21 protein-coding genes and 2 riboswitches are annotated in these 23,105 nt (G+C 69.6%); of the genes, 17 read left to right on the top strand and 4 right to left on the bottom strand.

The annotated features are described in order from the left end of the window. The first annotated feature begins 262 nt into the window (after nt 1-262). The 4 genes from ctaC to EFK10_RS24245 all read left to right on the top strand — a co-directional run bounded on the left by ctaC (nt 263) and on the right by EFK10_RS24245 (nt 4,776). Nucleotides 263-1,222: an aa3-type cytochrome oxidase subunit II gene (ctaC, locus tag EFK10_RS24260; RefSeq protein ID WP_127357744.1), complete on the top strand. Its 960-nt coding sequence runs from the start codon at nt 263-265 to the stop codon at nt 1,220-1,222. Further along, the gene (gene ctaD, locus EFK10_RS24255) at nt 1,219-2,982 is read left to right on the top strand and encodes an aa3-type cytochrome oxidase subunit I (protein WP_127357743.1); all 1,764 of its coding nucleotides are present in this window, start codon (nt 1,219-1,221) and stop codon (nt 2,980-2,982) included. Before ctaC ends, ctaD begins: the two co-directional genes overlap by 4 nt. Next, nucleotides 2,979-3,377: a cytochrome c oxidase subunit 4 gene (locus EFK10_RS24250; protein ID WP_127357742.1), complete on the top strand. Its 399-nt coding sequence runs from the start codon at nt 2,979-2,981 to the stop codon at nt 3,375-3,377. Before ctaD ends, EFK10_RS24250 begins: the two co-directional genes overlap by 4 nt. Nucleotides 3,378-3,510: 133 nt before the next feature. After that, nucleotides 3,511-4,776, top strand: a complete 1,266-nt coding sequence (locus EFK10_RS24245) for a L,D-transpeptidase (RefSeq protein ID WP_127357741.1) — start codon at nt 3,511-3,513, stop codon at nt 4,774-4,776. Between the two features lie 137 nt (nt 4,777-4,913). Here the strand turns inward: EFK10_RS24245 and EFK10_RS24240 are convergent, their stop codons facing one another. After that, the gene (locus EFK10_RS24240) at nt 4,914-5,315 is read right to left on the bottom strand and encodes a hypothetical protein (protein WP_127357740.1); all 402 of its coding nucleotides are present in this window, start codon (nt 5,313-5,315) and stop codon (nt 4,914-4,916) included. A gap of 159 nt (nt 5,316-5,474) precedes the next feature. On the opposite strand from EFK10_RS24240, the gene ctaE reads away from it, so the two are divergent. The 6 genes from ctaE to EFK10_RS24210 all read left to right on the top strand — a co-directional run bounded on the left by ctaE (nt 5,475) and on the right by EFK10_RS24210 (nt 12,959). After that, nucleotides 5,475-6,095: an aa3-type cytochrome oxidase subunit III gene (ctaE, locus tag EFK10_RS24235; RefSeq protein WP_127357739.1), complete on the top strand. Its 621-nt coding sequence runs from the start codon at nt 5,475-5,477 to the stop codon at nt 6,093-6,095. 86 nt (nt 6,096-6,181) lie between these two features. Further along, complete coding sequence (gene qcrC, locus EFK10_RS24230) at nt 6,182-6,982, top strand: cytochrome bc1 complex diheme cytochrome c subunit (protein WP_127357738.1); 801 nt, start codon at nt 6,182-6,184, stop codon at nt 6,980-6,982. Nucleotides 6,983-6,990: 8 nt separating this feature from the next. Next, complete coding sequence (qcrA, locus tag EFK10_RS24225) at nt 6,991-8,022, top strand: cytochrome bc1 complex Rieske iron-sulfur subunit (protein WP_127357737.1); 1,032 nt, start codon at nt 6,991-6,993, stop codon at nt 8,020-8,022. Beyond that, on the top strand, nt 8,019-9,653 hold the full coding sequence (gene qcrB, locus EFK10_RS24220) for a cytochrome bc1 complex cytochrome b subunit (RefSeq protein WP_127357736.1): 1,635 nt from the start codon (nt 8,019-8,021) through the stop codon (nt 9,651-9,653). Before qcrA ends, qcrB begins: the two co-directional genes overlap by 4 nt. A 118-nt stretch (nt 9,654-9,771) precedes the next feature. Beyond that, entirely contained in the window at nt 9,772-10,794 is a 1,023-nt protein-coding gene (trpD, locus tag EFK10_RS24215) for an anthranilate phosphoribosyltransferase (protein ID WP_127357735.1), read from the top strand. 564 nt (nt 10,795-11,358) lie between these two features. Beyond that, a riboswitch (SAM riboswitch) is annotated at nt 11,359-11,475 on the top strand. A 131-nt stretch (nt 11,476-11,606) separates the two neighbouring features. Further along, complete coding sequence (locus tag EFK10_RS24210) at nt 11,607-12,959, top strand: aminotransferase class V-fold PLP-dependent enzyme (RefSeq protein ID WP_127357734.1); 1,353 nt, start codon at nt 11,607-11,609, stop codon at nt 12,957-12,959. A 206-nt stretch (nt 12,960-13,165) separates the two neighbouring features. Here the strand turns inward: EFK10_RS24210 and EFK10_RS24205 are convergent, their stop codons facing one another. Both EFK10_RS24205 and EFK10_RS24200 read right to left on the bottom strand, forming a co-directional pair. Further along, a complete protein-coding gene (locus EFK10_RS24205; RefSeq protein ID WP_127357733.1) occupies nt 13,166-13,447 on the bottom strand; it encodes an Lrp/AsnC family transcriptional regulator in 282 nt (93 codons plus the stop codon). After that, a complete protein-coding gene (locus EFK10_RS24200) occupies nt 13,444-14,220 on the bottom strand; it encodes a rhomboid family intramembrane serine protease (protein WP_127357732.1) in 777 nt (258 codons plus the stop codon). Before EFK10_RS24200 ends, EFK10_RS24205 begins: the two co-directional genes overlap by 4 nt. A 117-nt stretch (nt 14,221-14,337) precedes the next feature. Here EFK10_RS24200 and EFK10_RS24195 point away from each other — a divergent pair, with 117 nt between their 5' ends. The 7 genes from EFK10_RS24195 (at nt 14,338) to EFK10_RS24165 (ending at nt 21,864) form a co-directional block, all read left to right on the top strand. Next, nucleotides 14,338-14,601 carry a hypothetical protein gene (locus tag EFK10_RS24195; protein ID WP_127357731.1) on the top strand — a complete coding sequence of 88 codons (264 nt, stop codon included), beginning with the start codon at nt 14,338-14,340 and terminating at the stop codon, nt 14,599-14,601. 99 nt (nt 14,602-14,700) lie between these two features. Beyond that, nucleotides 14,701-16,119 (top strand): NYN domain-containing protein, encoded by a 1,419-nt coding sequence (locus tag EFK10_RS24190; protein ID WP_240677435.1) that lies wholly within the window; start codon nt 14,701-14,703, stop codon nt 16,117-16,119. A 175-nt stretch (nt 16,120-16,294) separates the two neighbouring features. After that, nucleotides 16,295-16,453: riboswitch (cyclic di-AMP (ydaO/yuaA leader) on the top strand. A 10-nt stretch (nt 16,454-16,463) separates the two neighbouring features. After that, nucleotides 16,464-17,492 (top strand): C40 family peptidase, encoded by a 1,029-nt coding sequence (locus EFK10_RS24185; RefSeq protein WP_127357729.1) that lies wholly within the window; start codon nt 16,464-16,466, stop codon nt 17,490-17,492. Between the two features lie 138 nt (nt 17,493-17,630). Beyond that, nucleotides 17,631-18,683 carry a C40 family peptidase gene (locus tag EFK10_RS24180; protein ID WP_206305570.1) on the top strand — a complete coding sequence of 351 codons (1,053 nt, stop codon included), beginning with the start codon at nt 17,631-17,633 and terminating at the stop codon, nt 18,681-18,683. A 126-nt stretch (nt 18,684-18,809) separates the two neighbouring features. Further along, on the top strand, nt 18,810-19,967 hold the full coding sequence (locus EFK10_RS24175) for a hypothetical protein (protein WP_206305569.1): 1,158 nt from the start codon (nt 18,810-18,812) through the stop codon (nt 19,965-19,967). Beyond that, complete coding sequence (locus EFK10_RS24170) at nt 19,964-21,097, top strand: M48 family metallopeptidase (RefSeq protein WP_127357728.1); 1,134 nt, start codon at nt 19,964-19,966, stop codon at nt 21,095-21,097. The genes EFK10_RS24175 and EFK10_RS24170 overlap by 4 nt, the downstream gene beginning before the upstream one ends. Nucleotides 21,098-21,273: 176 nt before the next feature. Further along, on the top strand, nt 21,274-21,864 hold the full coding sequence (locus EFK10_RS24165) for an MATE family efflux transporter (protein WP_407647123.1): 591 nt from the start codon (nt 21,274-21,276) through the stop codon (nt 21,862-21,864). Here EFK10_RS24165 and EFK10_RS24160 read toward each other — a convergent pair. Beyond that, on the bottom strand, nt 21,807-23,066 hold the full coding sequence (locus EFK10_RS24160; protein WP_127357767.1) for a glycosyltransferase family 87 protein: 1,260 nt from the start codon (nt 23,064-23,066) through the stop codon (nt 21,807-21,809). The genes EFK10_RS24165 and EFK10_RS24160 overlap by 58 nt on opposite strands. Nucleotides 23,067-23,105 lie beyond the last annotated feature (39 nt).

The raw sequence follows: 23,105 nt of genomic DNA, 5'->3' as shown, positions 1-23,105 counted from the left end.
CCGTAACGCCGTCTCCGGCGGAGCGTCAGGCAGGCCCCTGCAAGAGCGCATTCGCGGCACACGCGGAGCCGTTTCCGACCCCTTTCCATCCCTTCGGGGGCCGCCCCGGCGCGTTGGACCCCCTCCCCGCGCGACCCCAAATAGCGTCCAGTAGGGTTTGGTCCGCATAAACATCCACACCACTGCCCGCGCCCGGGCGGACCGACCAGCACAGGCCGGGATCTCGGACGACGCGCGGGCGAGACTCTCGGGAAGGCGCTACGTGAGTCCCAACGGCTCCGACCGCTCGTCGCGGCGCCCGATGCGGCGGAAGCTGCCGCAGGCGCTGGCTGCGGGCCTGGTCCTTGCGACCGCCACGGGTTGCACATACGAGGACTTCCCCCGCCTCGGAATGCCCAGCCCCGCCACGGAGCAGGCACCCATCATTCTCTCGCTCTGGCAGGGCTCCTGGGCCGCCGCCCTCGCGGTCGGCTGTCTCGTCTGGGGCCTGATCATCTGGAGCCTGATCTTCCACCGGCGCAGCCGCACGAAGGTCGAGGTTCCGCCTCAGATCCGGTACAACATGCCGATCGAGGCCCTGTTCACCACGGTTCCGCTGGTCATCGTCTCGGTGCTCTTCTACTTCACCGCCCGGGATGAGTCCAAGATCCTGGAGACCTCCAAGACGCCCGACCACGTGATCAACGTCGTCGGCTTCCAGTGGAGCTGGGCCTTCAACTACGTCGAGAACGTGGACGGCAACCTGTCCACGCCCAGCACGACGCCGAGCGAGCTCTCCACCATCTCGGCCAAGAAGCTGGACGCCCCGCCCGGTGCGGAGGGTGTCTACGACTTCGGCACGCCGGCCACCAGGAACCCGGACACCGGCAACCCCGGTCCGACGCTGTGGCTCCCCGAGGGCCAGAGCGTACGGTTCGTCCTCACCTCGCGTGACGTCATCCACGACTTCTGGGTAATCAACTTCCTCATGAAGATGGACGTCATCCCCGGCCACACCAACGTCTTCCAGGTGACCCCGAACAAGCTGGGCACCTTCAGGGGCAAGTGCGCCGAACTATGCGGCGTGGACCACTCCCGGATGCTCTTCAACGTCAAGGTCGTCACCCCGGCGCAGTACCAGCAGCACCTGAAGGACCTGGCGAAGAAGGGCCAGACCGGTTACGTCCCGGCAGGCATTGCCACCACGGGCAACGCCAAGAATGCGGAGACCAAGACCCAGTGAGCATTCTCAACGAACCCCAGGGTGGCGCGGCCGAGGCCGCCGCCGAAGACGCGTACGAGGACGAGCTCCCCGTACGGCGCAAGCAGCCCGGTGCCGTCGTCATCAAGTGGCTCACCACCACCGACCACAAGACGATCGGCACGCTCTACTTCATCACCTCGTTCGCGTTCTTCATCCTCGGCGGCATCATGGCGCTGCTGATGCGCGCCGAACTGGCCCGGCCGGGCATGCAGATCATGTCGAACGAGCAGTTCAACCAGGCCTTCACGATGCACGGCACCGTGATGCTGCTGATGTTCGCGACCCCGCTGTTCTCCGGCTTCGCAAACTGGATCATGCCGCTGCAGATCGGCGCGCCCGACGTGGCGTTCCCGCGGCTGAACATGTTCGCCTACTGGCTCTACCTGTTCGGCTCGCTGATCGCGGTCGGTGGCTTCCTCACCCCGCAGGGCGCGGCCGACTTCGGATGGTTCGCGTACTCGCCGCTGACCGACGCGGTTCGCTCGCCGGGCGTCGGCGGCGACATGTGGATCTTGGGTCTGGCCTTGTCGGGATTCGGCACGATCCTCGCCTCGGTCAACTTCATCACCACCATCATCTGCATGCGCGCCCCCGGCATGACGATGTTCCGGATGCCGATCTTCGTCTGGAACGTCCTGCTGACCGGTGTCCTGGTGCTCTTCGCCTTCCCGGTGCTCGCCGCCTCGCTGCTCGCGCTGGAGGCGGACCGCAAGTTCGGCGCCCATGTCTTCGATGCCGCGAACGGAGGGGCGTTGCTATGGCAACACCTCTTCTGGTTCTTCGGCCATCCAGAGGTGTACATCATCGCGCTGCCGTTCTTCGGCATCATCAGTGAGATCATCCCGGTCTTCAGCCGAAAGCCGATGTTCGGTTACGTCAGCCTCATCGCGGCGACGATCTCCATCGCCGGCCTCTCGGTGACGGTGTGGGCGCACCACATGTACGTCACCGGTGGTGTGCTGCTGCCGTTCTTCTCCTTCATGACCTTCCTGATCGCCGTACCGACCGGTGTGAAGTTCTTCAACTGGATCGGCACGATGTGGAAGGGGTCCTTGAGTTTCGAGACCCCGATGCTGTGGTCGATCGGCTTCCTGATCACCTTCGCCTTCGGCGGTCTGACCGGCGTGATCCTGGCGGCCCCGCCGCTGGACTTCCACGTCTCGGACTCGTACTTCGTCGTCGCGCACTTCCACTACGTCGTCTTCGGTACCGTGGTCTTCGCGATGTTCGCCGGCTTCCACTTCTGGTGGCCGAAGTGGACCGGCAAGATGCTGGACGAGCGGCTCGGCAAGATCACCTTCTGGACGCTGTTCATCGGTTTCCACGGCACCTTCCTGGTCCAGCACTGGCTGGGCGTCGAGGGCATGCCGCGCCGCTACGCGGACTACCTGGCGGCGGACGGTTTCACCACGCTGAACACGGTGTCGACGATCAGCGCCTTCCTGCTCGGGCTGTCGATACTGCCGTTCTTCTACAACGTGTGGAAGACCGCCAAGTACGGCAAGCCGGTCGAGGTCGACGACCCCTGGGGCTACGGCCGTTCACTCGAATGGGCGACTTCCTGCCCGCCGCCGCGGCACAACTTCCTCACCCTGCCGCGCATCCGGTCCGAATCCCCCGCGTTCGACCTGCACCACCCGGAGATCGCGGCGCTCGACCAGCTGGAGAACGTCGGCCCGGGCGACAAGGCCCTGGCCGGCAGCGGCTCCGGTGCCGATGAGACGGAGGCCGGCAAGTGAAGTTCCAGGGCAAGCTGTTCCTGTGGCTGGCGGCGTTCATCCTCGCGATGGCCATCGTCTACGGCGTCTGGTCGCACGAGGCGGTCGGTACCACCGCGCTCTTCATGTCCTTCGGCCTCACCGTGATGATCGGGTTCTACCTGGCCTTCACCGCCCGCCGCGCGGACACGGGCGCCATGGACCGCGAGGACGCGGACGTTGCCGACGACGCCGGTGAGCTGGGATTCTTCTCCCCGCACAGCTGGCAGCCGCTCGCCCTGGCCAGCGGTGGCGCGATCTTCTTCCTCGCGATCATCTTCGGCTGGTGGCTGGCGTACTTCTCGGCCCCGATCATCCTGGTCGGTCTCTTCGGCTGGGTCTTCGAGTACTACCGCGGTGAGAGCCGCACCCAGTAGGCGCTCGACGCCTCCTGCCCGGGGCCCGGACACCGCACGGTGTCCGGGCCCCGGGCGTTTCGCCGTCCTGGCCCGTCGCCCATTCGTACGCACTCGGCGCGCCGGGGGTGGCGCGGCTGCCTAGCGTGTGACTATGCGTCACTCAACTCTCCGCCGGACGGCGGTCGGCACGCTCCTCATAGCTCCCCTCGCCGCAGGGCTCACCGCCTGTGGCGGGGGTGGAGATGGCGATCCGCTCGCGGCGGCGCCGTACGACGCGACCAGCCAGGTCTCGTACGCGGGCGCGGGCTCGAAGAAGGGCGATCCGAACAAGCCGCTGGAAGTCACCGTCAAGGGTGACGGACACCGGATCACGGACGTGACGGCCACGGATGCCGCAGGGCGCTTTGTGCGGGGCAAACTCTCCGCCGACGGCACCAGGTGGCGCAGCACCTCCGCCCTCGCCGCAGGCGAGCACTACACGGTCCGGGTGAGCACCGAGGACCACAAGGGCCGCCCCGGACGCCGGGTCATCGGCTTCGACGCCGCCGCCGCGGACAAGTTGCTCAGGGTGACCTTCGGCCCCGACAGCGGTACGTACGGCGTCGGCCAGCCCATCACCGCCGAACTGAGCGCCCCCGTGAGGGGCCACGCCGCCCGTGCCCGGGTCGAGCGCAACCTTCATGTCGGCAGTGCCCCGCAGGCCGCCGAGGGCGCCTGGTACTGGGTCGACAGCCGCACCCTGCACTACCGCCCGCGCGTCTTCTGGCCCACCCACGCCCGTATCGACGTCCGCAGCACCCTGGGCGGCGTCCAGGTCAAGGACGCCCTCTACGGCGGCCCCGCCAAGCCGCTCACCCTCCACACCGGCGACCGCGTCGAGGCCGTCACCAACGCCGGCTCGCACTACATGACCTTCATACGCAACGGCAGGACCATCCGCACCATCCCCGTCACTACAGGCAAGCTCGGCTTCTCCACTCGCAACGGCATCAAGGTCGTGCTGGGCCAGGAGTCCTTCGTACGGATGAACAGCACCACCGTCGGCATCGCCGCCGGCAGCCGCGACGCCTACGACCTCCCCGTCCGCTGGGCCACCCGGGTGACCTGGAGCGGCGAATACGTCCACGCCGCCCCCTGGTCCGTCGGCTCCCAGGGCCGCGCCAACGTCAGCCACGGCTGCACCGGCATGAGCATGAGCAACGCCAAATGGTTCTTCGACCAGGTCCGCCGCGGCGACCTCGTCCGCGTCATCAACAGCCGAGGGTCCACCATGCCCCCTTTCGGCAACGGCTTCGGCGACTGGAACCTCTCCTGGGACGCCTGGAAACGCGGCAGCGCATCCGGCACTCACCGTGAAGCCGACATCCCGGTCGCCACGCCGAATGCCACCCCGGCGCGGCTTCGGCCGGAGGCGTGAGTCCGGCGCGTACGCCGCCGGGTTGGTCGCCTCTGGCGCTTGCGGGGCTTGGCGGTTGACGGCCGGTGGCCGGGTTGTGCCAGCCGGTCCCGCCTCAGGCGGACGGCCTACCCACAACGCGGGAGAAAAGAACCGGCTCAGGCGTCGAGGGAGAGGCGGTGGCGGAGGAGGCCGGCGAGGGCGGCGGCCAGGTCCACGGGGTCGACGGGGTGGGGGACGGCGGCGTCGGCGCGGCTCCAGGTGGCGAGCCAGGCGTCTTGGGGGCGGCCGATGAGGACCAGGACGGGCGGGCAGTTGAAGATCTCGTCCTTGATCTGGCGGCAGACGCCCATGCCACCGGCGGGCACCGACTCGCCGTCGAGGACGCAGACATCGATGCCGCCCTGCTCGAGGGCGCTGAGGACGGCCGGAAGCGTCGCGCACTCCAGGTACTCAACGGGCGGCACATCGGCTGCGGGACGCCGTCCGACGGCCATCCGGACCTGCTCCCGGGTGTTCGCGTCGTCGCTGTAGACCAGCACCGTGGCGGTCGCCTGCATCCGTGCCTCCTCGCCGTCGTGGAGTCGTCTGACTTGCTGCCAAACCTTACTCCTGAACAGCCCGCTTGGAGGAGAGGTAGCTCGTTCGAGGGACCATCCGGGTCCTTGACACACCGAATGGCACCCCCCGGAGTGAGCGCGGGATAAGGGACCGACATAATGTCGGTCGTGGCGACAGCAACAGCAGTAGAAACCGGGCACGCGCACCCGTCGGTCAACCGGCCGAACCTCACCAGCGTCGGAACCATCATCTGGCTGAGTTCCGAGCTGATGTTCTTCGCGGCCCTCTTCGCGATGTACTTCACCCTCCGCTCGGTGACGGGTGCCGTGTTCTGGAAGGAACACGCCTCGGCGCTGAACGTTCCGTTCTCGGCGACGAACACCACGGTCCTGGTGCTCTCCTCCTTCACCTGCCAGATGGGCGTCTTCGCCGCTGAGCGCGGTGACGTGAAGAAGCTTCGCGCCTGGTTCATCGTGACGTTCATCATGGGCGCGATCTTCGTCGGTGGTCAGATCTACGAGTACACGAACCTGGTGAGGAACGACGGCCTCTCGCTGTCCTCCGACCCGTACGGCTCGGTCTTCTATCTGACCACCGGCTTCCACGGTCTGCATGTGACAGGCGGTCTGATCGCCTTCCTCCTGGTCCTCGGCAGGACCTATGCGGCCAGGAGGTTCACTCATGAGCAGGCCACCGCGGCCATCGTCGTGTCCTACTACTGGCACTTCGTCGATGTGGTCTGGATCGGCCTCTTCGCCACGATCTACATGATCAAGTAATCGGGAGCGCGGTCACCAGCAGTACCGCCGCTTCCGATCACATTCCAGAACCATCGACGCAAGAGATCCTGACACCGGGGTAATCCGTGAAAAAGCTCTCCGCACGACGGCGCCACCCGCTGGCGGCGCTTGTCGTCCTACTTCTCGCGCTCGCGGCCACCGGGGGGCTGTACGCCGCGCTCGCTCCGCAGAAGGCCGTAGCCGATGACACGCAGCAGTCACTTGCCATCGAAGAGGGCAAGAAGCTGTACGCCGTAGGCTGCTCCAGCTGCCACGGTATGTCCGGCCAGGGCAGCTCCAACGGCCCGACGCTGGTCGGCGTGGGCTCCGCCGCCGTCGACTTCCAGGTGGGCACCGGTCGTATGCCGGCCCAGCAGCCCGGCGAACAGGTGCCGAGCAAGAAGGTCATCTACACGCAGGCCGAGATCGACCAGCTCGCCGCGTACGTCGCCTCGCTCGGCCCCGGCCCGTCCATTCCGAGCAAGGACGACACGAACGTCACCAGCGCCAACATGGCCAGGGGTGGTGAACTGTTCCGCACCAACTGCGCGCAGTGCCACAACTACGCGGGCAAGGGCGGTGCGCTGACGAACGGTAAGTTCGCGCCGATCCTTGAGGGTGTCTCCAACAAGCACATCTTCGAGGCCATGCTCACGGGCCCGCAGAACATGCCTTCCTTCCCGGACAGCACCCTGACGAAGGAGAACAAGCGCGACATCATTGCTTACCTGAACGAGGTGAACAGCTCACCCAGCTATGGCGGGAACTCGCTGGGAAGCCTCGGCCCGGTCACCGAGGGTCTGTTCGGCTGGATCTTCGGCCTCGGGGCCCTGATTGCCGTTGCCGTCTGGGTCGCCGCCCATACCACCAAGGCCAAGAAGTCGTGAATCAGGACATGTCAGAATCAACTCTGCCAAGTGAGCGCGAGGCTCACGGGGGCGAACTCGCGGAGAATCCGTTCGCGGACCCGGGTCTGCCGCCCCACGAACCACGGCGTCAGGACATCGACGAGAAGGCCGCCAAGAGCTCCGAGCGCACGGTGGCGCTGCTGTTCACCGTGTCGATGCTGGCGACCATCGCCTTCATCGCGAGCTATGTGATCTTCCCGGTCGGCAAGGTCGTCTTCATCTGGCCGATCGGTCATATCAGCGCGCTCAACTTCGCGCTCGGCATGACCCTCGGCGTCGCCCTCTTCGCCATCGGCGCGGGCGCGGTCCACTGGGCCCGCACCCTGATGTCCGATGTCGAGACGGCCGCCGAACGGCATCCGATCGAGGCCGATCCCGAGACCAAGGCCCAGGTGCTGGCCGACTTCGCGCAGGGCGCGCAGGAGAGCCAGCTCGGCCGCCGCAAGCTGATCCGCAACACGATGTTCGGCGCGCTGGCCTTGGTGCCGCTCTCCGGCGTCATGCTGCTCCGCGACCTCGGCCCGCTGCCGGAGGACAAGCTCCGGCACACCCTGTGGTCCAAGGGCATGCTGATCATCAACCAGAACACCAACCAGCCGCTGCGTCCCGAGGACGTCGCCGTCGGCTCGCTGACCTTCGCCGTGCCCGATGGCCTGGAGGAGACGCAGTCCGACTACCAGGAGCAGATCGCCAAGGCGGCCCTGATGATCGTCCGGCTCGCTCCGGAGGACATCAAGGACAAGCGCGAGCGCGACTGGGCGCACCAGGGAATCGTCGCGTTCTCCAAGATCTGCACCCACGTCGGCTGCCCCATCAGCCTCTACGAGCAGCAGACGCACCACGTGCTGTGCCCGTGCCACCAGTCGACGTTCGATCTGTCCGACGGTGCCCGGGTGATCTTCGGCCCGGCCGGCCACGCCCTGCCGCAGCTGCGGATCAGCGTGAACAACCAGGGATACCTCGAAGCGCTCGGCGACTTCGAGGAGCCTGTGGGCCCGAGCTTCTGGGAGCGTGGATGAGTACCCCCACTGACACCACGAAGCCGCGCGGCAAGGCGCCCGCCGGCGAGCGAGTGGCCGACTGGGCCGATGGCCGGCTGGGCCTGTACGGCCTGGCCAAGGCCAATATGCGGAAGATCTTCCCGGACCACTGGTCCTTCATGCTGGGCGAGGTCTCCCTCTACAGCTTCATCATCGTCATCCTCACGGGTGTCTATCTGACGCTGTTCTTCCATCCGAGCATGAGCGAAGTGACCTACAACGGCACGTACGCGCCGCTGCAGGGCATCCAGATGTCCGAGGCCTACGCCTCCACCCTGCACATCAGCTTCGATGTGCGCGGCGGTCTGCTCATGCGGCAGGTCCACCACTGGGCGGCCATCGTCTTCGTGGCGGCCATGCTCGTCCACATGATGCGCGTCTTCTTCACCGGCGCCTTCCGCAAGCCGCGCGAGCTGAACTACCTGTTCGGCTTCCTGCTGCTGTTTCTCGGCATGTTCGACGGCTTCATGGGCTACTCGCTCCCGGACGACCTGCTGTCCGGTACGGGTATCCGCTTCATGGAGGGCGCGGTGCTCTCCGTGCCGATCGTGGGAACGTACCTCTCGTTCTTCCTCTTCGGCGGCGAGTTCCCCGGCCACGACGTCATCCCGCGCTTCTACACCATCCACGTGCTGCTGATCCCGGGCATCATGGCCGGCCTGCTGGTCGCCCACCTGATCCTGGTCTTCTACCACAAGCACACCCAGTTCCCCGGCCCTGGCAGGAAGAACACCAACGTCGTCGGCATGCCGCTGCTGCCGGTGTACATGGCGAAGGCCGGCGGCTTCTTCTTCCTGGTCTTCGGCGTCATCGCGGCCATCTCCGCGCTGGTGTCCGTCAACCCCATTTGGTCGTACGGTCCATACCGCCCCGACCAGGTGTCCACCGACGCCCAGCCGGACTGGTACATGGGCTACTCCGAAGGCCTGATCCGCATCATGCCGGGCTGGGAGATCAACCTGTGGGGTCACACCCTCCAGCTGGGTGTGTTCATCCCGCTGGTGGTCTTCCCGCTGGTGCTGGGCTTCATCGGGCTCTACCCCTTCTTCGAGTCCTGGGTCACCGGTGACAAGCGCGAGCACCACCTGCTCGACCGCCCGCGCAACCGTCCGGTACGCACCGGCATCGGCGCCGCCTGGATTAGCCTCTACCTGATCCTGCTCGTCGCCGGCGGCAACGACATCTTCGCCACCCGCTTCCACCTATCGATCAACGTGATCACCTGGGTCTCCCGGATCGGCTTCTTCGTGCTGCCGGTGGTGGTCTTTCTCGCGACCAAGCGGATCGCGCTCGGCCTCCAGCGGCGCGACCGCGACAAGATCCTGCACGGCCGCGAGACCGGCATCATCAAGCGGCTGCCGCACGGTGAGTTCATCGAGATCCACGAGCCGCTGCCGCAGAGCGCGCTCTACACGCTCACCTCGCACGAGCAGCCCAAGCCGCTCGAGATCGGCCCCGAGGTGGACGAGAACGGCGTCGAGCGGAAGGTCGGGCGGATCGCCAAGCTCCGCGCGAGGCTCTCGCAGGCGATGTACGGCAGGGACACGCAGATCCCGAAGCCGACGCCGGAGGAGTACAAGGAGATCATGAGCGGGCACGGTCACCACTAGCCCCGCTGCGCTACGCCACCGGGAAAGGGCTTCGTCCGTGGGTTGGACGGGGCCCTTTTCCGCGCCTGGGCGCGGCTAGGCTTTGCGTACGTCCACACACTGGAGCGAGGAGCGGTTCATGAGCTGGCCCGACCTGTTGAGCGCGCTGTTGTCCGGCAAGGACCTGACCGCGGCCGACACGGCGTGGGCGATGGACCGGATCATGCAGGGCGAGGCGAGCGACGCGCAGATCGCCGGCTTCATGGTGGCTTTGCGGGCCAAGGGTGAGACGGTCGAGGAGGTCTCGGGACTCGTTGACACGATGTACGCGCACGCCTTGCCGCTGGACATCCCTGGGCCTGCGGTGGACATCGTCGGCACCGGGGGCGACCGGGCCAAGACGGTGAACATCTCGACCATGTCGGCGATCGTGATCGCCGGGGCCGGGGCGAAGGTCGTCAAGCACGGCAACCGCGCGGCATCGTCGGCGAGCGGTGCGTCGGATGTTCTGGAGCGGCTCGGCATCAACCTCGACATTCCGCCGCAGCGTGTCGCCGAGGTGGTCGAGGAGACCGGCATCACCTTCTGCTTCGCGGCCAAGTTCCATCCGGCGATGCGGTTCGCCGCTCCGGCGCGACGGGATCTGGGCATCCCGACCTCGTTCAACATCCTCGGCCCACTGACCAACCCCGCACGGGTCACCGCTTCGGCCGTCGGCTGCTTCGACACCCGAATGGCGGGACTCATCGCCGGCGTACTGGCCCGGCGGGGGTCCTCGGCGTTGGTCTTCCGGGGTGACGACGGGCTCGACGAGCTGACGACGACAGCCACTTCGCAGGTTTGGGTGGTTCGTGACGGCTCGATCGAGCAGGTGCCCTTCGATCCGCGTGACGTGGGGATCGGGCTGGTGCCGGTGGAGGCGCTGCGCGGCGCTGACGCGGAGTACAACGCCGAGGTCGCCCGGCGCGTCCTCGCCGGTGAGCCCGGGCCCGTACGGGACGCGGTGCTGCTCAACACCGCGGCTGCTCTGGTGGCCTTCGAGCCGGGTACGGGGCCGCTGACGGAGCAGATCGCGGCGGGTGTCCGGCGGGCGGCGGAGTCGATCGACTCCGGGTCGGCCGCGAAGACGCTGGAGCTGTGGGTGGCGGCCACCAACGCGTAGCCGGCCGGTCGGCCCAGTCGGGTCCGGGGCCTCCGGGGCTGGGGGTCCTGGACCGACATATTTAGAGGCCGCGCGAATAGGTGGGGTGGGTGAAGGAGCGGGGCGAGGGGCAAGTCTTGCAAGGCGGTGGGGACCCCAACCAGCCTTCGGCCGGTGGGGGTGCTCCCCCTGGCTTCGCCGGGGGCACCCCCACCGGCGAAGCCAGGGGGAGGACCCCCACCCAGCCGCCGGGCTGGGGGACGTCGTCGACCGACGACAACGCCGCCAGGCGAGAGCGATCGGCACGCGACGCCGCCCCACCTATTCGCGCGGCCTCTTACGTGCGTGACGGGCCCTTCGCCGCGTGGCCCGGCATGCCGCACACAAATATGCGGAGCGTCCAGAACCCCCACCCCTGCGGCCCCGGACCCTTACGTCGTCCTCTGCTGCTCCCACCCGGGTTGGGCCATCCACCCGGCGAAGGCGCGGGTGGTGCCCGGGCATGGTGGATGCGCTCCTGGACACTTTGTCCGGTATTTGGACTTTGACTTGTCGCGTGACGATCACGTGGCATACTGCTTGGCAGGTCACGAGTGACAGCGCAAAAGCCCCGGCTTGCTGTCCGGCAACCCTCCTTCTGCGGCGGGGTGCCCCGGGTGATGACCAGGCCGTGAGCAGCAAGGCTTACGGCAAGCGCGGATTCTGGAGTTCTTCTATGAGCAAGCGAATGCGATAGGGCCCGAAGGCCCCGTTTCGCCACCCTCCGTATGCCGGTGACGGCTGTGTTGAGGGTTTTCTTCCGCTGACTTCCGCTTGCCCACAGGAGCTTTGCCATGTCTGTTGACCAGTCTGTTTGTGCTGCCCCGCTGCCCGTTCTCGGCCGTGATGTGCTCGTGCCGCTCGTGACCGGTGACGAGGTGACGTACGCGGCCCTCGATTACGCGGCGAGTGCGCCGGCGCTGCAGCGGGTGTGGGACGAGGTCGCCGCGTATGCGCCGTACTACGGGAGCGTTCACCGGGGGGCGGGTTATCTGTCGCAGTTGTCGACGGATCTGTTCGAGCAGAGCCGCGTCACGGTCGCCGAGTTCCTCGGCTGCCGCCCCGACGACCAGGTCGTGTTCACCCGTTCGACCACGGACTCGCTGAACCTGCTGGCCGCCGCCCTCCCGGCCGGCTGCGAGGTGTTCGTCTTCGAGACCGAGCACCACGCCTCGCTGCTGCCCTGGCGGGACGCCAAGGTCACGTATCTGAGCGCGCCGCGCACCCCGGGGCAGGCGGTCCGCACGCTGGAGACCGCGCTCGCCGACCGGGAATCGGACGGCCCGGCGCTCGTCTGCGTGACCGGCGCGTCCAACGTCACCGGGGAGCTGTGGCCGGTCCGTGAACTGGCCGCCGCCGCCCGCGCCCATGGCGCGCGCATCGTGCTCGACGCCGCCCAGCTCGCCCCCCACCACCCGGTGGACATCGCCGACCTCGACGTCGACTGGGTCGCCTTCTCCGGCCACAAGCTCTACGCCCCCTTCGGCTCCGGAGTGCTCGCCGGCCGCGCCGACTGGCTCCGGGAAGCCGAGCCCTACCTGGCGGGCGGTGGCGCGAGCCGCAAGGTCGCCCGACGTGAGGACGGCGGGGTGGATGTGGAGTGGCACGAGTCCGCTGCGCGGCATGAGGCGGGGTCGCCCAACGTCATCGGCGTCTACGCGATCGCGTCGGCCTGCCGTGCGCTGACGGAGGCGGGGTTCGACGCTCTCGTGGAGCGTGAGCAGCGGCTGGTCGCCCGGGTGCGGGAGGGGCTGGCCGGGGTGCCACAGGTGAGGGTGCTGTCGCTGTTCGGGGATGACGCTCCGAGGGTGGGCGTGATCTCGTTCGTCGTGGACGGCTGGAACAGCTCGCACTTCGCCGCCGCGCTGTCCGCCGAGTACGGCATCGGTGTGCGCGACGGTCTGTTCTGCGCCCACCCGCTCGTTCGTACGCTGTTGGGCAGCGAGCCGCAGGATCCCGGTGAGTGCGGCGCGCCCGACGCCGCCCCCGGCGAGCGCTCGCTGAACGCCATCCGGGTGTCCTTCGGCGCCGGTACGCCCGACGAGCACGTCGACCGCTTTCTGACGGCGGTGGCCGAACTCGTCCGTGACGGCGCCGCGTGGAAGTACCGCACCGAGGACGGCCGCTGCGTGCCCGATCGGGGCTGAGTTGGGTTCTCCGGGCGTGTGCGGCGCCCTGGCACGGCGGAGGGGGCACTCTCCCCCCAGACTCCGTCCGGGGGGACCCCCCCCAGCCTTCGGCCGGTGGGGGCACCTCCCAGCCGCCAGGCTGGGGGAGGACCCCCACCCAGACGGAGTTTGGGGGAGAGTCCGGCGCAGCGGCTCGAAGCCCGCGAAGCGGTGCGAGAGGCGCGTTAGGAGTCGAGGCCGATGGCGAAGGCGGCTTCGAGGTCGTGCTGTGAGTACGTGCGGAAGGCTACGTGAGTGTCGGTGGCCTCTACGCCGGGGATCTTGCTGATGCGGCCGGGGATGACGTCCGCGAGGTTGTCGTGGCGGGCGACGCGGACCATGGCGACGAGGTCGTAGGTGCCCGTGACGGAGTAGACCTCGCTGACGCCGTCGAGGGCGGCGATGGACTCCGCGATCTCGGGGATTTGGTCGACGCTGGTCTGGATGAGGACGATCGCGGTGATCACGGTGGAAGGTCTCCTTGGGTCGCGTGGGCGGGCTCAAGCTTAGGCGTTCGATGGAAGCAGGCCCACGTACAGGCGAAGCCGAAGACGAAGCCGACGACGTGGGCCAGATAGGCGACGCCGGGACCGGGGCGGGTGGTCTGGGAGGCGAGCCACTGGAGGACGAACCAGAAGCAGAGGACCATCCAGGCGGGGAAGCGCAGGGGGAGGAAGAAGAGAAACGGGAAGAGGCTGGTGACGCGGGCCTTCGGGTAGAGGAAGAGGTACGCGCCGAGGACCCCGGAGATGGCCCCGGAGGCGCCCACCAGGGTTTGCGTGGAGTGGATGTGGGCGAGGGCGAAGCCGTACGTGGCGAGGTAGCCGGCGGCGATGTAGAAGAGCAGGAAGCGCAGGCGCCCCATGCGGTTCTCGACGTTGTCGCCGAAGACGTAGAGGAAAAGCATGTTGCCGAGCAGGTGCACCCAACTGCCGTGTACGAAGAGGGCGGTGAGCACCGACAGGAACGGTGTCTTGCGGAAGTGTGGGGTGGTGCAGCCGGCCGGGAGGTCGAGGCCGGTCGGTGGCAGGCGGCCGTGCCAGAGCTCGTCGGGGATGACGCCCCAGTGGGCGAAGTAGCGGGCCTGTTCGCAGAGCAGATGTTGGTGGCCGGTGCCGTAGACGGGGTTGAGGCCGGAGGCGGGGCCGGAGAGGAAGATGAGCGCGCACAGCCCGATGAGGGCGTGCGTCACCACGGGTGTGCGGTGGACCGGGTTCTTGTCGTACACCGGGATGACCATGGAAGGATCATGGCGGAAGGTGCGTAAGGGGCATAGGGTGCCTCGCCGCAGCGCTGCGTACCGCCAAGGCCTTAGGGTGGCCGGAACCAGAGCCGATAGCCGAAAGAGGTCCGTCCGATGCCGGTTCCCCTGCCGACCGCCACGACGCGGTGGCGCTGCACGTTGTGCGGCAATCTGACCCGGTTCGATGTGACCCGTTCGAGCAAGGTTGTGGAGTACGTCCACCTGGATCTCGCTGGGGAGCCGAAGGTCGAGGAGACCGAGGTGATCAGCGAGGCCGTCGAGTCGGTGCGCTGCCGCTGGTGCAACGCCATGGACCAGGTCGAGCTGGTCGACCGCCCCGGTGTGAGTGCCGCGGATCCGGAGTCAGCACAGGCCTGAGCTCCTCCCGGCTGGACGTCGGGTGGCTCCCCCGTCCGGGGGACAATGGAGACGTACAGGGGGAGCAGGGGGAGGCGTCGAGGGACTGGACAGGAGTGGCTGGTGGACCGGACCGGCGGTAACCCGCAGGCGGCACAGGACGGCGAGGGTGTGGCTGACGCCTCCCCGTCGGCCGCCGGAGAGGCCGCCGAGCAGGCCGTCGAGGCCCTGGACCGCCCGCTCCCGGAGGGCGTACGGCATCGGGTCGTGGCGCTTGCGGCGGACGCGTTCGGTGGGCTGACGCACGCCGAGCTGCCGTCGCAGCTGCGCCCGTACGCCCGTTTCACGCCCAGCCGCCGCGCGAAGTTCGCCGCCACCGCGCTGGCCACCGCCCTGGAGAGCGATCCGGCCTTCCGGCAGCGGATCGCCTCCCGGTTGCGGGAGGCCCAGCCCGAACTGGCCGAGGCCCTGGACGCGGGCACCCCGACGCCGGCCGTGGATCCGCTGGATGTGGCCGCGGCGGCGTATCTGCTGCGCCCGCCGGGGTGGTCCAAGCTGGTCGCCGCCGCCGGTGAGCAGGCGCAGCGCGCCCACGCCGAACGCGCCGGCGAGGAGGCCGCGCGGGAGCTGGCGCAGCTGCGCGAGGAGTTGGCGGCCGCCCGCGAGCAGTCCCGTGGCGAGGCGGCGAAGGCCCGCGCCGAGCTGGATGCCGCCCGCAAGGAGGTCGAGTCGCTGCACCGCAAGCTGCGCAGTGCGGCCAGTGACGTGAAGCGGGCCGAGGCGGCCCTGCGCAAGGTCGAGCACGAGCTGGAGGAGGTCCGGTCCGCGGCTGCCGCCGACCGGTCCACCGCCGAGGTCGAGGCGCGCCGTCTGAAGTCCCGCCTCGCCGAGGCCGAGGCGGCCGTGGAGGCGGGTCGGCGGGCCGTACGCGAGGGCCGCAGCGTGGAGGACGTACGGCTGCGGCTGCTGCTCGACACGGTCCTTGACGCCGCGTCGGGGCTGCGGCGGGAGTTGGCGTTGCCGCCGCGCGACACGATGGGCATCCTGCCGGCCGACACGGTGGACGCGGTCAAGCCGGGCGCCATCAGCCCGAAGGACATCGCGCGGCGTGCTTTGTCCGAGAATGACCCAGCATTGCTCGACCAACTGCTCGCGCTGCCGCAGGCGCATCTCGTCGTGGACGGCTACAACGTCACCAAGACCGGCTACCCGGCGCTGCCGTTGGAGAAGCAGCGGCTGCGGCTGCTGGGCGGTCTCGCGGTGCTGGCGGCCCAGAGCGGCGCCGAGGTGACATGTGTCTTCGACGGGGCGGATCTGGACGCGCCGGTGCTGCTCGCGCCACCGCGCGGGGTGCGGGTGCTGTTCAGCAAAGCGGGCGAAACGGCCGACGAGTTGATCCGGCGTCTGGTTCGGGCGGAACCTCCCGGTCGTCCCGTTGTGGTCGTTTCGGCCGACCGTGAAGTCGCGGACGGAGTGGCGAAGGCCGGGGCGCGTCCGGTGCCTTCCACGTTGCTCCTCAAGCGACTTGCGAGGGTGTGACGCGAACTCAGCGTTATGTTGGCTGCACTGGCTGTGTGATCTTTGCAAAAAAAACAGGTTGCGGCAGAGTTTTTACATACTTTGATTTGAACCGATCGCAGGATGGTCACTAGGGTCAGGGCTCGTACCTCCGCGAGTTCGATCGTCCACCCAGGATGGTGGCGGGGGTCCCGCCGAGTCTGAAGCGCAGCCCCCCTCTGCGCTCGGAGCCGGGGAACCACGTTCCCGGGGTGAATCGGCACCAGGGTGCTCCGCGAGGAGTGTTGAGGTGTCGTAGGGCTTCTTCCAGCCCGAACCCGACAGCTCACCCGGTAGGCGGCTGGAGGAAGAAGGAGCTCGCCTTCGTGGCGTCCCACCGTCGTCCCAAGCCGGCCAGTCGCACACGGGTCACCGTGCTCACCGCGACCGCGGCCGCAGCCGTCGCTCTCACGTCCCAGGCCGCACAGGCCGCACCGGCCAAGCAGTCCGTCAAGACTGTCAAGGCGCAGGTCAACAAGCTCTACGACGAGGCCGAGCAGGCGACTGAGAAGTACGACGGCGCCCAGGCGAAGCAGCAGACGCTGCAGAAGCAGGTCTCGCAGCTCCAGGACGAGGTGGCCCGCGAGCAGAGCGACCTCAACAACCTCCAGGACGAACTGGGTTCCCTGGCCAGCGCCCAGTACCGCAGCGGCGGCATCGACGAGTCCATACAGCTCCTGCTGTCCTCGAACCCGGACGACTACCTCGCCCAGGCCTCCACGCTCGACCAGCTGAGCAGCCAGCAGGCCGACGAGCTCAAACAGATAGCGGAGAAGCAGCGCACCCTCGACCAGCAGAAGGCCGAGGCCGCCAGCAAGCTCCAGGAGCTGGACCAGACCCGTACCGAGTTGGGTACGAAGAAGAAGGAGATCCAGGCCAAGCTCCAGGCGGCCCAGAAGCTCCTCAACAGCCTCACCGCTGCGGAACGGGCCAGCATCGCCTTGCAGCAGGCCGCTGCCAGCCGCTCCTCCAGCTCGCGCGTCAGCCTCGGCAACGACACCGCGGCCACCCAGCGTGCCGCCGCCGCTCTCGCCGCCGCCAAGACCAAGCTCGGCGACCCGTACGTCTACGGTGCCAGCGGCCCCTCCTCTTTCGACTGCTCCGGCCTCACCTCCTGGGCCTACGCCCAGGCCGGCGTCTCCATACCCCGGACCGCCGAGTCCCAGGCCAACGCGGGCACGCACCTGACGGCAAGCCAGCTCAAGCCCGGTGACCTGGTCATCTTCTACAGCGACTACCACCACGTCGGCATCTACGCCGGCAACGGCATGGTGCTGCACGCTCCGCGCACCGGCGAGAACGTCAAGTACGAGGCCATGAGCGACATGCCCTTCATGTTCGGAGTCCGCATCTAGCGCAGCCGTGGAGCCCGTTCGGGTGATGACGGGCTGTGCCCGGAGCGCGGTTGACCTGGGGAAGAGGGCGGACGTGCGCCGCCTGCGTGGTTGAGAATCTTTGAACTCGCCGTACGCGGCTGACTACTGTCAGCGCCCGTGGCATCCCATCGACGCACCTCGCAGCCGGGCCTCGCCCGTACCACCCGCGTCACGGCCCTTTCGGCAGCCGCCGCGGCGACCGCGGCAGTGGCAGGGGCCGCCGCCGCACCCATGGCGGTGGCGCAGCCCGCGGACACGCCGACCGATGTCGCCGGCCGGGTCGACCGGCTTTACGAGCAGGCGGAGCAGGCCATCGAGCGCTACAACGCGGCCCAGGACCGCTCCAAGCGGCTGCGCCGCGAGGTGAGCACGCTGCAGGACGAGGCCGCGCGCGGCCAGGAGCGGGTCAACCGGATGCGGGCCGGGCTCGGCACACTCGCGGGCGCCCAGTACCGCAGCGGCGGGGTCGACCCCACGCTGGCGCTGATGCTGTCGGCCGACCCGGAGGACTACCTGGACAAGGCGGCCGCGCTCGACCGCATCGGTACCCGCCAGGCCGAGCAACTGGCGGAGTTCAAGGACGCGCAGCGCGGGCTGAACCAGAAGCGCTCCGCGGCCATGCTGAAGCTCGACGAGCTGGACCGCACACGGCAGGACCTCAACGCCCGCAAGCGCGTCGTGCAGAGCAAACTCGCCATCGCGCAGCGGCTCGTCAACTCCCTCTCCGCCGCCCAGCGGGCCGACCTCGCCGCCCGCCTCCAGGACCGGGCCTCGCGGGCCGGCCGCAGCATGGACCTGCACCTGCCCGACTTCGGACCCGCTTCCGGCCGCGCCGCGATGGCCGTCGCCGCCGCCCGGGCCGCCGTTGGCGCGCCCTACGCCTGGGGCTCGACCGGCCCGGGCGCCTTCGACTGCTCCGGACTCATGGTCTGGTCGTACCGGCACGCCGGCATCGCGCTGCCGCGTACCTCGCAGGCCCAGATGCACGCCGGGCAGCAGGTGCCGCTCGACCAGGCCAGGCCCGGCGACCTGGTCATCTACCGGGGGGACGCCAGCCACGTCGGCATGTACGTCGGCGGCGGCCAGGTCGTCCACGCCCCCTACCCCGGCGCGCGGGTCCGCTATGACCCGATCGGGATGATGCCGATCTCGGCGGTCACCCGGCCTTAGGCCCAAGGCGCTGGGGGTACTCTCCACCAGCCTTCGGCCGGGGGACCCCACCCAGCCGCCAGGCTGGGGGAGCGGCGAAGGGGCCGTTCGTGATCGCCCTGACAGGGCCTAACTACGATCGGCGGCATGGGAGTACGTACGAGGGCCGCCGCGCTGCTGTGCTGTGTGGCGGTTCCGGCCGCTCTGCTCGCCGGGTGCGGCGGCGGTGGCGGGACCGTACGGGAAGACCCCCAGCGGATGCTGAACCGGCACGCCGCGGCCGTGCTGAAGCACGACGAGGGCGCCTACCTGGCCGATGTCGCGCCCGCGCAGCGCGCCGCGCAGCGGACGGTGTACCGGAATCTGGCGCGGCTGCCGCTCGCGTCGTGGTCGTACCGGCTCGTACGGCGCACCGGCACGACGGCGAAGGTTCAGCTGAGCTACCGGCTCACGGGCTACGACTCCGCCCCGGTCACCTCCGCGCTGGCGCTCACCCTCGCCCCCGACGGCAGCCGCTGGGACATCGCAAGCAGCTCCCCGGCGGAGCTGTGGGACCAGGGCACCCTGCGGGTCGCCCGGGGCACGCACAGCCTGGTGCTGGGGGTCGGGGCGTCGCAGGCCTCCCTGCAGGCGTACGCGGCCGATGTGGACCGCGCGGTGGCAACGGTGAGCGGGGTCTGGGGCAACGGGTGGGCGCGGCGGGTCGTGGTGGAGGTGCCGGGCTCGCTGCGGGACATGGCCGCGCTGCTGGACGCCTCGCCGACGGCCTACGAGGGCATCGCCGCCGTTACGACGGCGGAGCTGCGGGGGTCCTCGGCCTCGGTCCCGGCCGACCGGGTCATGGTCAACCCCGAGGCCTTCGGCGAGCTTTCGGGGCTGGGCCGGCGGGTCGTCCTCACCCACGAGACCACGCACGTCGCCACGCGCGCCGCGACGAACTCCGGCACCCCGCTCTGGCTCTCCGAAGGCTTCGCGGACTGGGTCGGTTACCTCGGCACCGGCCGCACCGCCCGGCAGGTCGCCCCCGAGCTGGCCCGCGACGTCGCGGCCGGCCGCACCCCGCGAACACTCCCGGCGAACGCGGACTTCGGCACCACCGCCACCGGCCTCGCCCAGGCCTACGAGGGCGGCTGGCTGGCCTGCCGCATGGTCGAGGCCGACTGGGGCGCCGGCAAGCTGGTGGCCCTGTACCGGGCGGTCGGCGCCGGCGCGGGGACCGATGCCGCCATGCGGAGCACACTGGGTATCGGCCTCGACGACTTCACCGCGCGCTGGCGCGCCTACGTACAGCGGGAGTTGGCATGACCTCCGAAGTCGCCGAAGACTTCACCCCCGAGCAGGTCGCCCGCGGCCGGGCCCTGCGCCGCGCCCAGCTCCCCGCCGCCATCGGCGGCCGGCTGGCCGGGCTCGCCCTGCTGCTCGTCCTCGGCCTGACGCCCGGCGGCGCCTGGCTGGCCGGCCTGTTCGGCGACGGCTGGGCCGCGAGGATCCTCGCCGGCGGCCTGTCGCTCGTGGTGCTCCGTACGCTCCTCTTGCTGCCCTTCTCCGCGTGGGTGCGGGTCGTACGGGCCCGCTTCGGCCTCGTCACCCAGGGGTGGGCCGGCTGGGTCCTCGATGTGCTGCGGGGGCTGCTCGTGTCCGTGCCGCTGCTCCTGGGGGCCCTGTACGGCGTCTACGCGCTCGCGGGGACCGGCCGGTGGTGGTGGTGGGCCTGGGCGGCGCTCGGCGCAGCCGTGGCGGCCGTCGTGCTGTCCTGGCTGGCGCCGGTCCTCCTGGAGCCGCTCTTCAACCGCTTCACCCCCATGGAGCCGGGCCCCCTGCGGGACGCGCTGCTGGCTCTGGCCGAGCGGGACCGGGTCCGGGTGCGGGAGGTATTGGTCGCAGACGCCTCGCGGCGTACGACCGCCCTCAACGCGTACGTCTCCGGTTTCGGGCGGACCCGGCGCATCGTCGCCTACGACACGCTGCTCACCACGGCCGAGCCGCGCGAGGTCGAGCTGGTCGTCGCCCATGAACTGGGTCACGTCAAGCACCGCGACGTGTTGCGCGGGACGGTGCTGGGGGCGGTCGGCGCGGCGGTCGGCGTGTGCGTCCTGGCCGCCGTTGTCTCCTGGCGGCCGCTGCTGGGCGCCGCCGGCGTCGACCACTTCTCCGACCCGCGCTCCGTGTGGCTCCTGGCCGCGGTGGCCGCCGTCGGCTCCGCCATCGCCGGTCCCTTCGGCTGCGCCGTCAGTCGCCGCATCGAGCGCCGCGCCGACGCCCACGCGCTCGAACTCACCGATGACCCCGCCCACTTCATCGCCATGCAGCGCCGCATCACCGTCGCCAACGTGGGCGACCCCTCGCCGCCCCGGCTGCTCCACCTGCTCTTCGGCACCCACCCGACCGCGGTCCAGCGCATCGCCGCCGCGCGGAGGCACGCCGTCACGGCGTGAGCTCGGCGATGGCCCCGCCGACGCTCCTCGAAGCACCTTCCACTTCTTGCTCTCCGGGAGGCCGCGCGGGCCCGCCACGCGGAGCCGACGCTCGCGGCGCTGCGCCGCACGAGCACGCGTGGGGCTGCCGATGTCGGCGGACTTCCTGGTCCGGATGGCGGGCTCGCTCGCTCGCAATGGTGGCGATCGTGGCCCGGCTCGGGGTCGCCTCGGTCGCGGCGTACGGGATCGCGACCAAGGCGACGTACGTGGCCACGATGGCCTTCTACGCGATTCGGCAGGCCGCCGCCATCCACACCGCCACCCGCCTCGGCGCGGGCCACGACACGGAGCGCGCGGCGATCGGGCGGCAGGCCGTACTGACCGGCGGGGCGATCGGGCTGGCGGCGGCCCTGACGCTGCCGGCCACCGCGCCGTACCTGATGGCGGCGTTCGGCGCCGGGCCGGTGGTCGCGGCGCAGGCGGCGGAGTTCCTGCGCTGCCTGGCCGGCTACCTGGTGCTGCTGGCCTGCTACATCGCGCTGGGCGGGGTCTTCCAGGGCAGCGGCGGCAGCCCTGCGCTGGCGAGGGTCACCGTCGTCGGGACGGCGGTCCAACTGCCGTTCGCGTACGCGCTGTCAGGCCTCGGTCTGGCCGGGATCGCGCTGGCGCTGACGCTGAGCGCCGGGCTGCAGTGCGCGGCGGTGCTGGGGCTCTTCGTATGCCGGTGTCACCAGCTGAGCAGCCGCTCGCTCGCCGGCTCCGGGGCTTCGGTCCCGTCCTCCTGAACGGCCGACGCCGCTTCCTCTGGCGAAGTGCGCACCGCCGCCACCCACAGTCTGCGGCAGGCGATGAGCGAGGCGACGATCAGCAGGCCGTTGCGCAGCACCAGCAGGGCGACGCCGCGGTGGTCGCTGACCACGACGTCCTGGAAGTGGGCGGGGAACTCGTAGAAGGTCACGCCGGTCGCCAGGAGGATCAGCGCGGCGGGCAGGGCCATCACGCTCGCCCGCAGGGTCATGCAGGCGGCGGCGAGGCCGACCAGCCAGATCATGTACTGGGGGCTGATCACCCGGCTGGTGGTGGTGAAGAGCAGGACGGCGGTGAATGCCGCGTCGAAAGGCGTGGCCGCCGTGAACGTACGGGCCATGAGCCGCCACAGCACCAGCCACCCCAGGGCGACGGCGGCCAGCCCGAGCGCGACCCGGCTGACGACGTCCACGTACGGGCCGAGGAACTCGACCGAGCCGTAGTTGAGCCGGACCTCGCCGTGCCAGCCGTGATGCCGGGCGTAGTGGAAGACCAGCGAGCCGACGGACTCCACCTCGGTGCCCCGGCCGCCCTGGAAGGTCAGGAAGGAGAAGGCGCCGGGCATGACGGCGTGGAAGAGCAGGCCGATCACGGCTACGGTGCCGATCGCTGTGCCCCAGACGCGGCGGGAGCGGTCGCGGGGGGTGCCGATGAGCAGCAGCGCCGGCCACACCTTGAGCATCGCGCCGAAGGCGGCGAGCGCGCCGGAGACGCGGGGCCGCCGGGCGAGGGCCAGCAGGGAGGCGATGGCGACGGCGGTGACCATCACGTCGTAACGGGCGTACGCGGTGGGGCCGAGCAGCGGCACCCCCGCGATCCACACCCACGCGCCGAGCATGCGGCGGCCGCCGCCCTGCCGCCCGGCCCGCAGCAGCATGGCGAAGGCCACGGCGTCGGCGGCGCAGCACAGCCAGATGAAGGCGGTGGTGTAGTCGAGGAAGGGCAGCAGGCCGGGGGAGAGGATGGCGAGGGCGGCGGCCGGCGGATACTGCCAGGTCACGTCGTTGAGGGGGAAGCTGCCGCTCTTCAGGACGTCGTACCAGCCGTGGTAGATCAAGGTGACGTCGGAGGTGACGTCGAGCGGCGAGATGGTGATCACCTTGAAGACCATCAGCAGCAACAAGCACCGGGTGGCCATCCAGACCCCGATGGGGATCAGCCTGCCGCCCGCGCCTGCCATGTGCACCCCTGTCTCCCTCGTCCTCTGAAGTGATGATGC

This window comes from Streptomyces soli (genome assembly GCF_003999195.1).
GTDB classification, from domain to species: domain Bacteria; phylum Actinomycetota; class Actinomycetes; order Streptomycetales; family Streptomycetaceae; genus Actinacidiphila; species Actinacidiphila soli.
The sequence above is the reverse complement of the archived record's forward strand: the minus strand, read 5'-3'. Positions and strand labels throughout refer to the sequence as shown.

Bases quoted from the DNA above. Each gene is read 5' to 3' on its own strand.
- EFK10_RS24245 (WP_127357741.1), top strand. From the start codon at position 3,511: ATGCGTCACTCAACTCTCCGCCGGACGGCGGTCGGCACGCTCCTCATA.
- EFK10_RS24240 (WP_127357740.1), bottom strand. From the start codon at position 5,315: ATGCAGGCGACCGCCACGGTGCTGGTCTACAGCGACGACGCGAACACC.
- ctaE (WP_127357739.1), top strand. From the start codon at position 5,475: ATGTCGGTCGTGGCGACAGCAACAGCAGTAGAAACCGGGCACGCGCAC.
- qcrA (WP_127357737.1), top strand. From the start codon at position 6,991: ATGTCAGAATCAACTCTGCCAAGTGAGCGCGAGGCTCACGGGGGCGAA.
- qcrB (WP_127357736.1), top strand. From the start codon at position 8,019: ATGAGTACCCCCACTGACACCACGAAGCCGCGCGGCAAGGCGCCCGCC.
- trpD (WP_127357735.1), top strand. From the start codon at position 9,772: ATGAGCTGGCCCGACCTGTTGAGCGCGCTGTTGTCCGGCAAGGACCTG.
- EFK10_RS24210 (WP_127357734.1), top strand. From the start codon at position 11,607: ATGTCTGTTGACCAGTCTGTTTGTGCTGCCCCGCTGCCCGTTCTCGGC.
- EFK10_RS24200 (WP_127357732.1), bottom strand. From the start codon at position 14,220: ATGGTCATCCCGGTGTACGACAAGAACCCGGTCCACCGCACACCCGTG.
- EFK10_RS24195 (WP_127357731.1), top strand. From the start codon at position 14,338: ATGCCGGTTCCCCTGCCGACCGCCACGACGCGGTGGCGCTGCACGTTG.
- EFK10_RS24175 (WP_206305569.1), top strand. From the start codon at position 18,810: ATGGGAGTACGTACGAGGGCCGCCGCGCTGCTGTGCTGTGTGGCGGTT.
- EFK10_RS24170 (WP_127357728.1), top strand. From the start codon at position 19,964: ATGACCTCCGAAGTCGCCGAAGACTTCACCCCCGAGCAGGTCGCCCGC.
- EFK10_RS24165 (WP_407647123.1), top strand. From the start codon at position 21,274: ATGGTGGCGATCGTGGCCCGGCTCGGGGTCGCCTCGGTCGCGGCGTAC.
- EFK10_RS24160 (WP_127357767.1), bottom strand. From the start codon at position 23,066: ATGGCAGGCGCGGGCGGCAGGCTGATCCCCATCGGGGTCTGGATGGCC.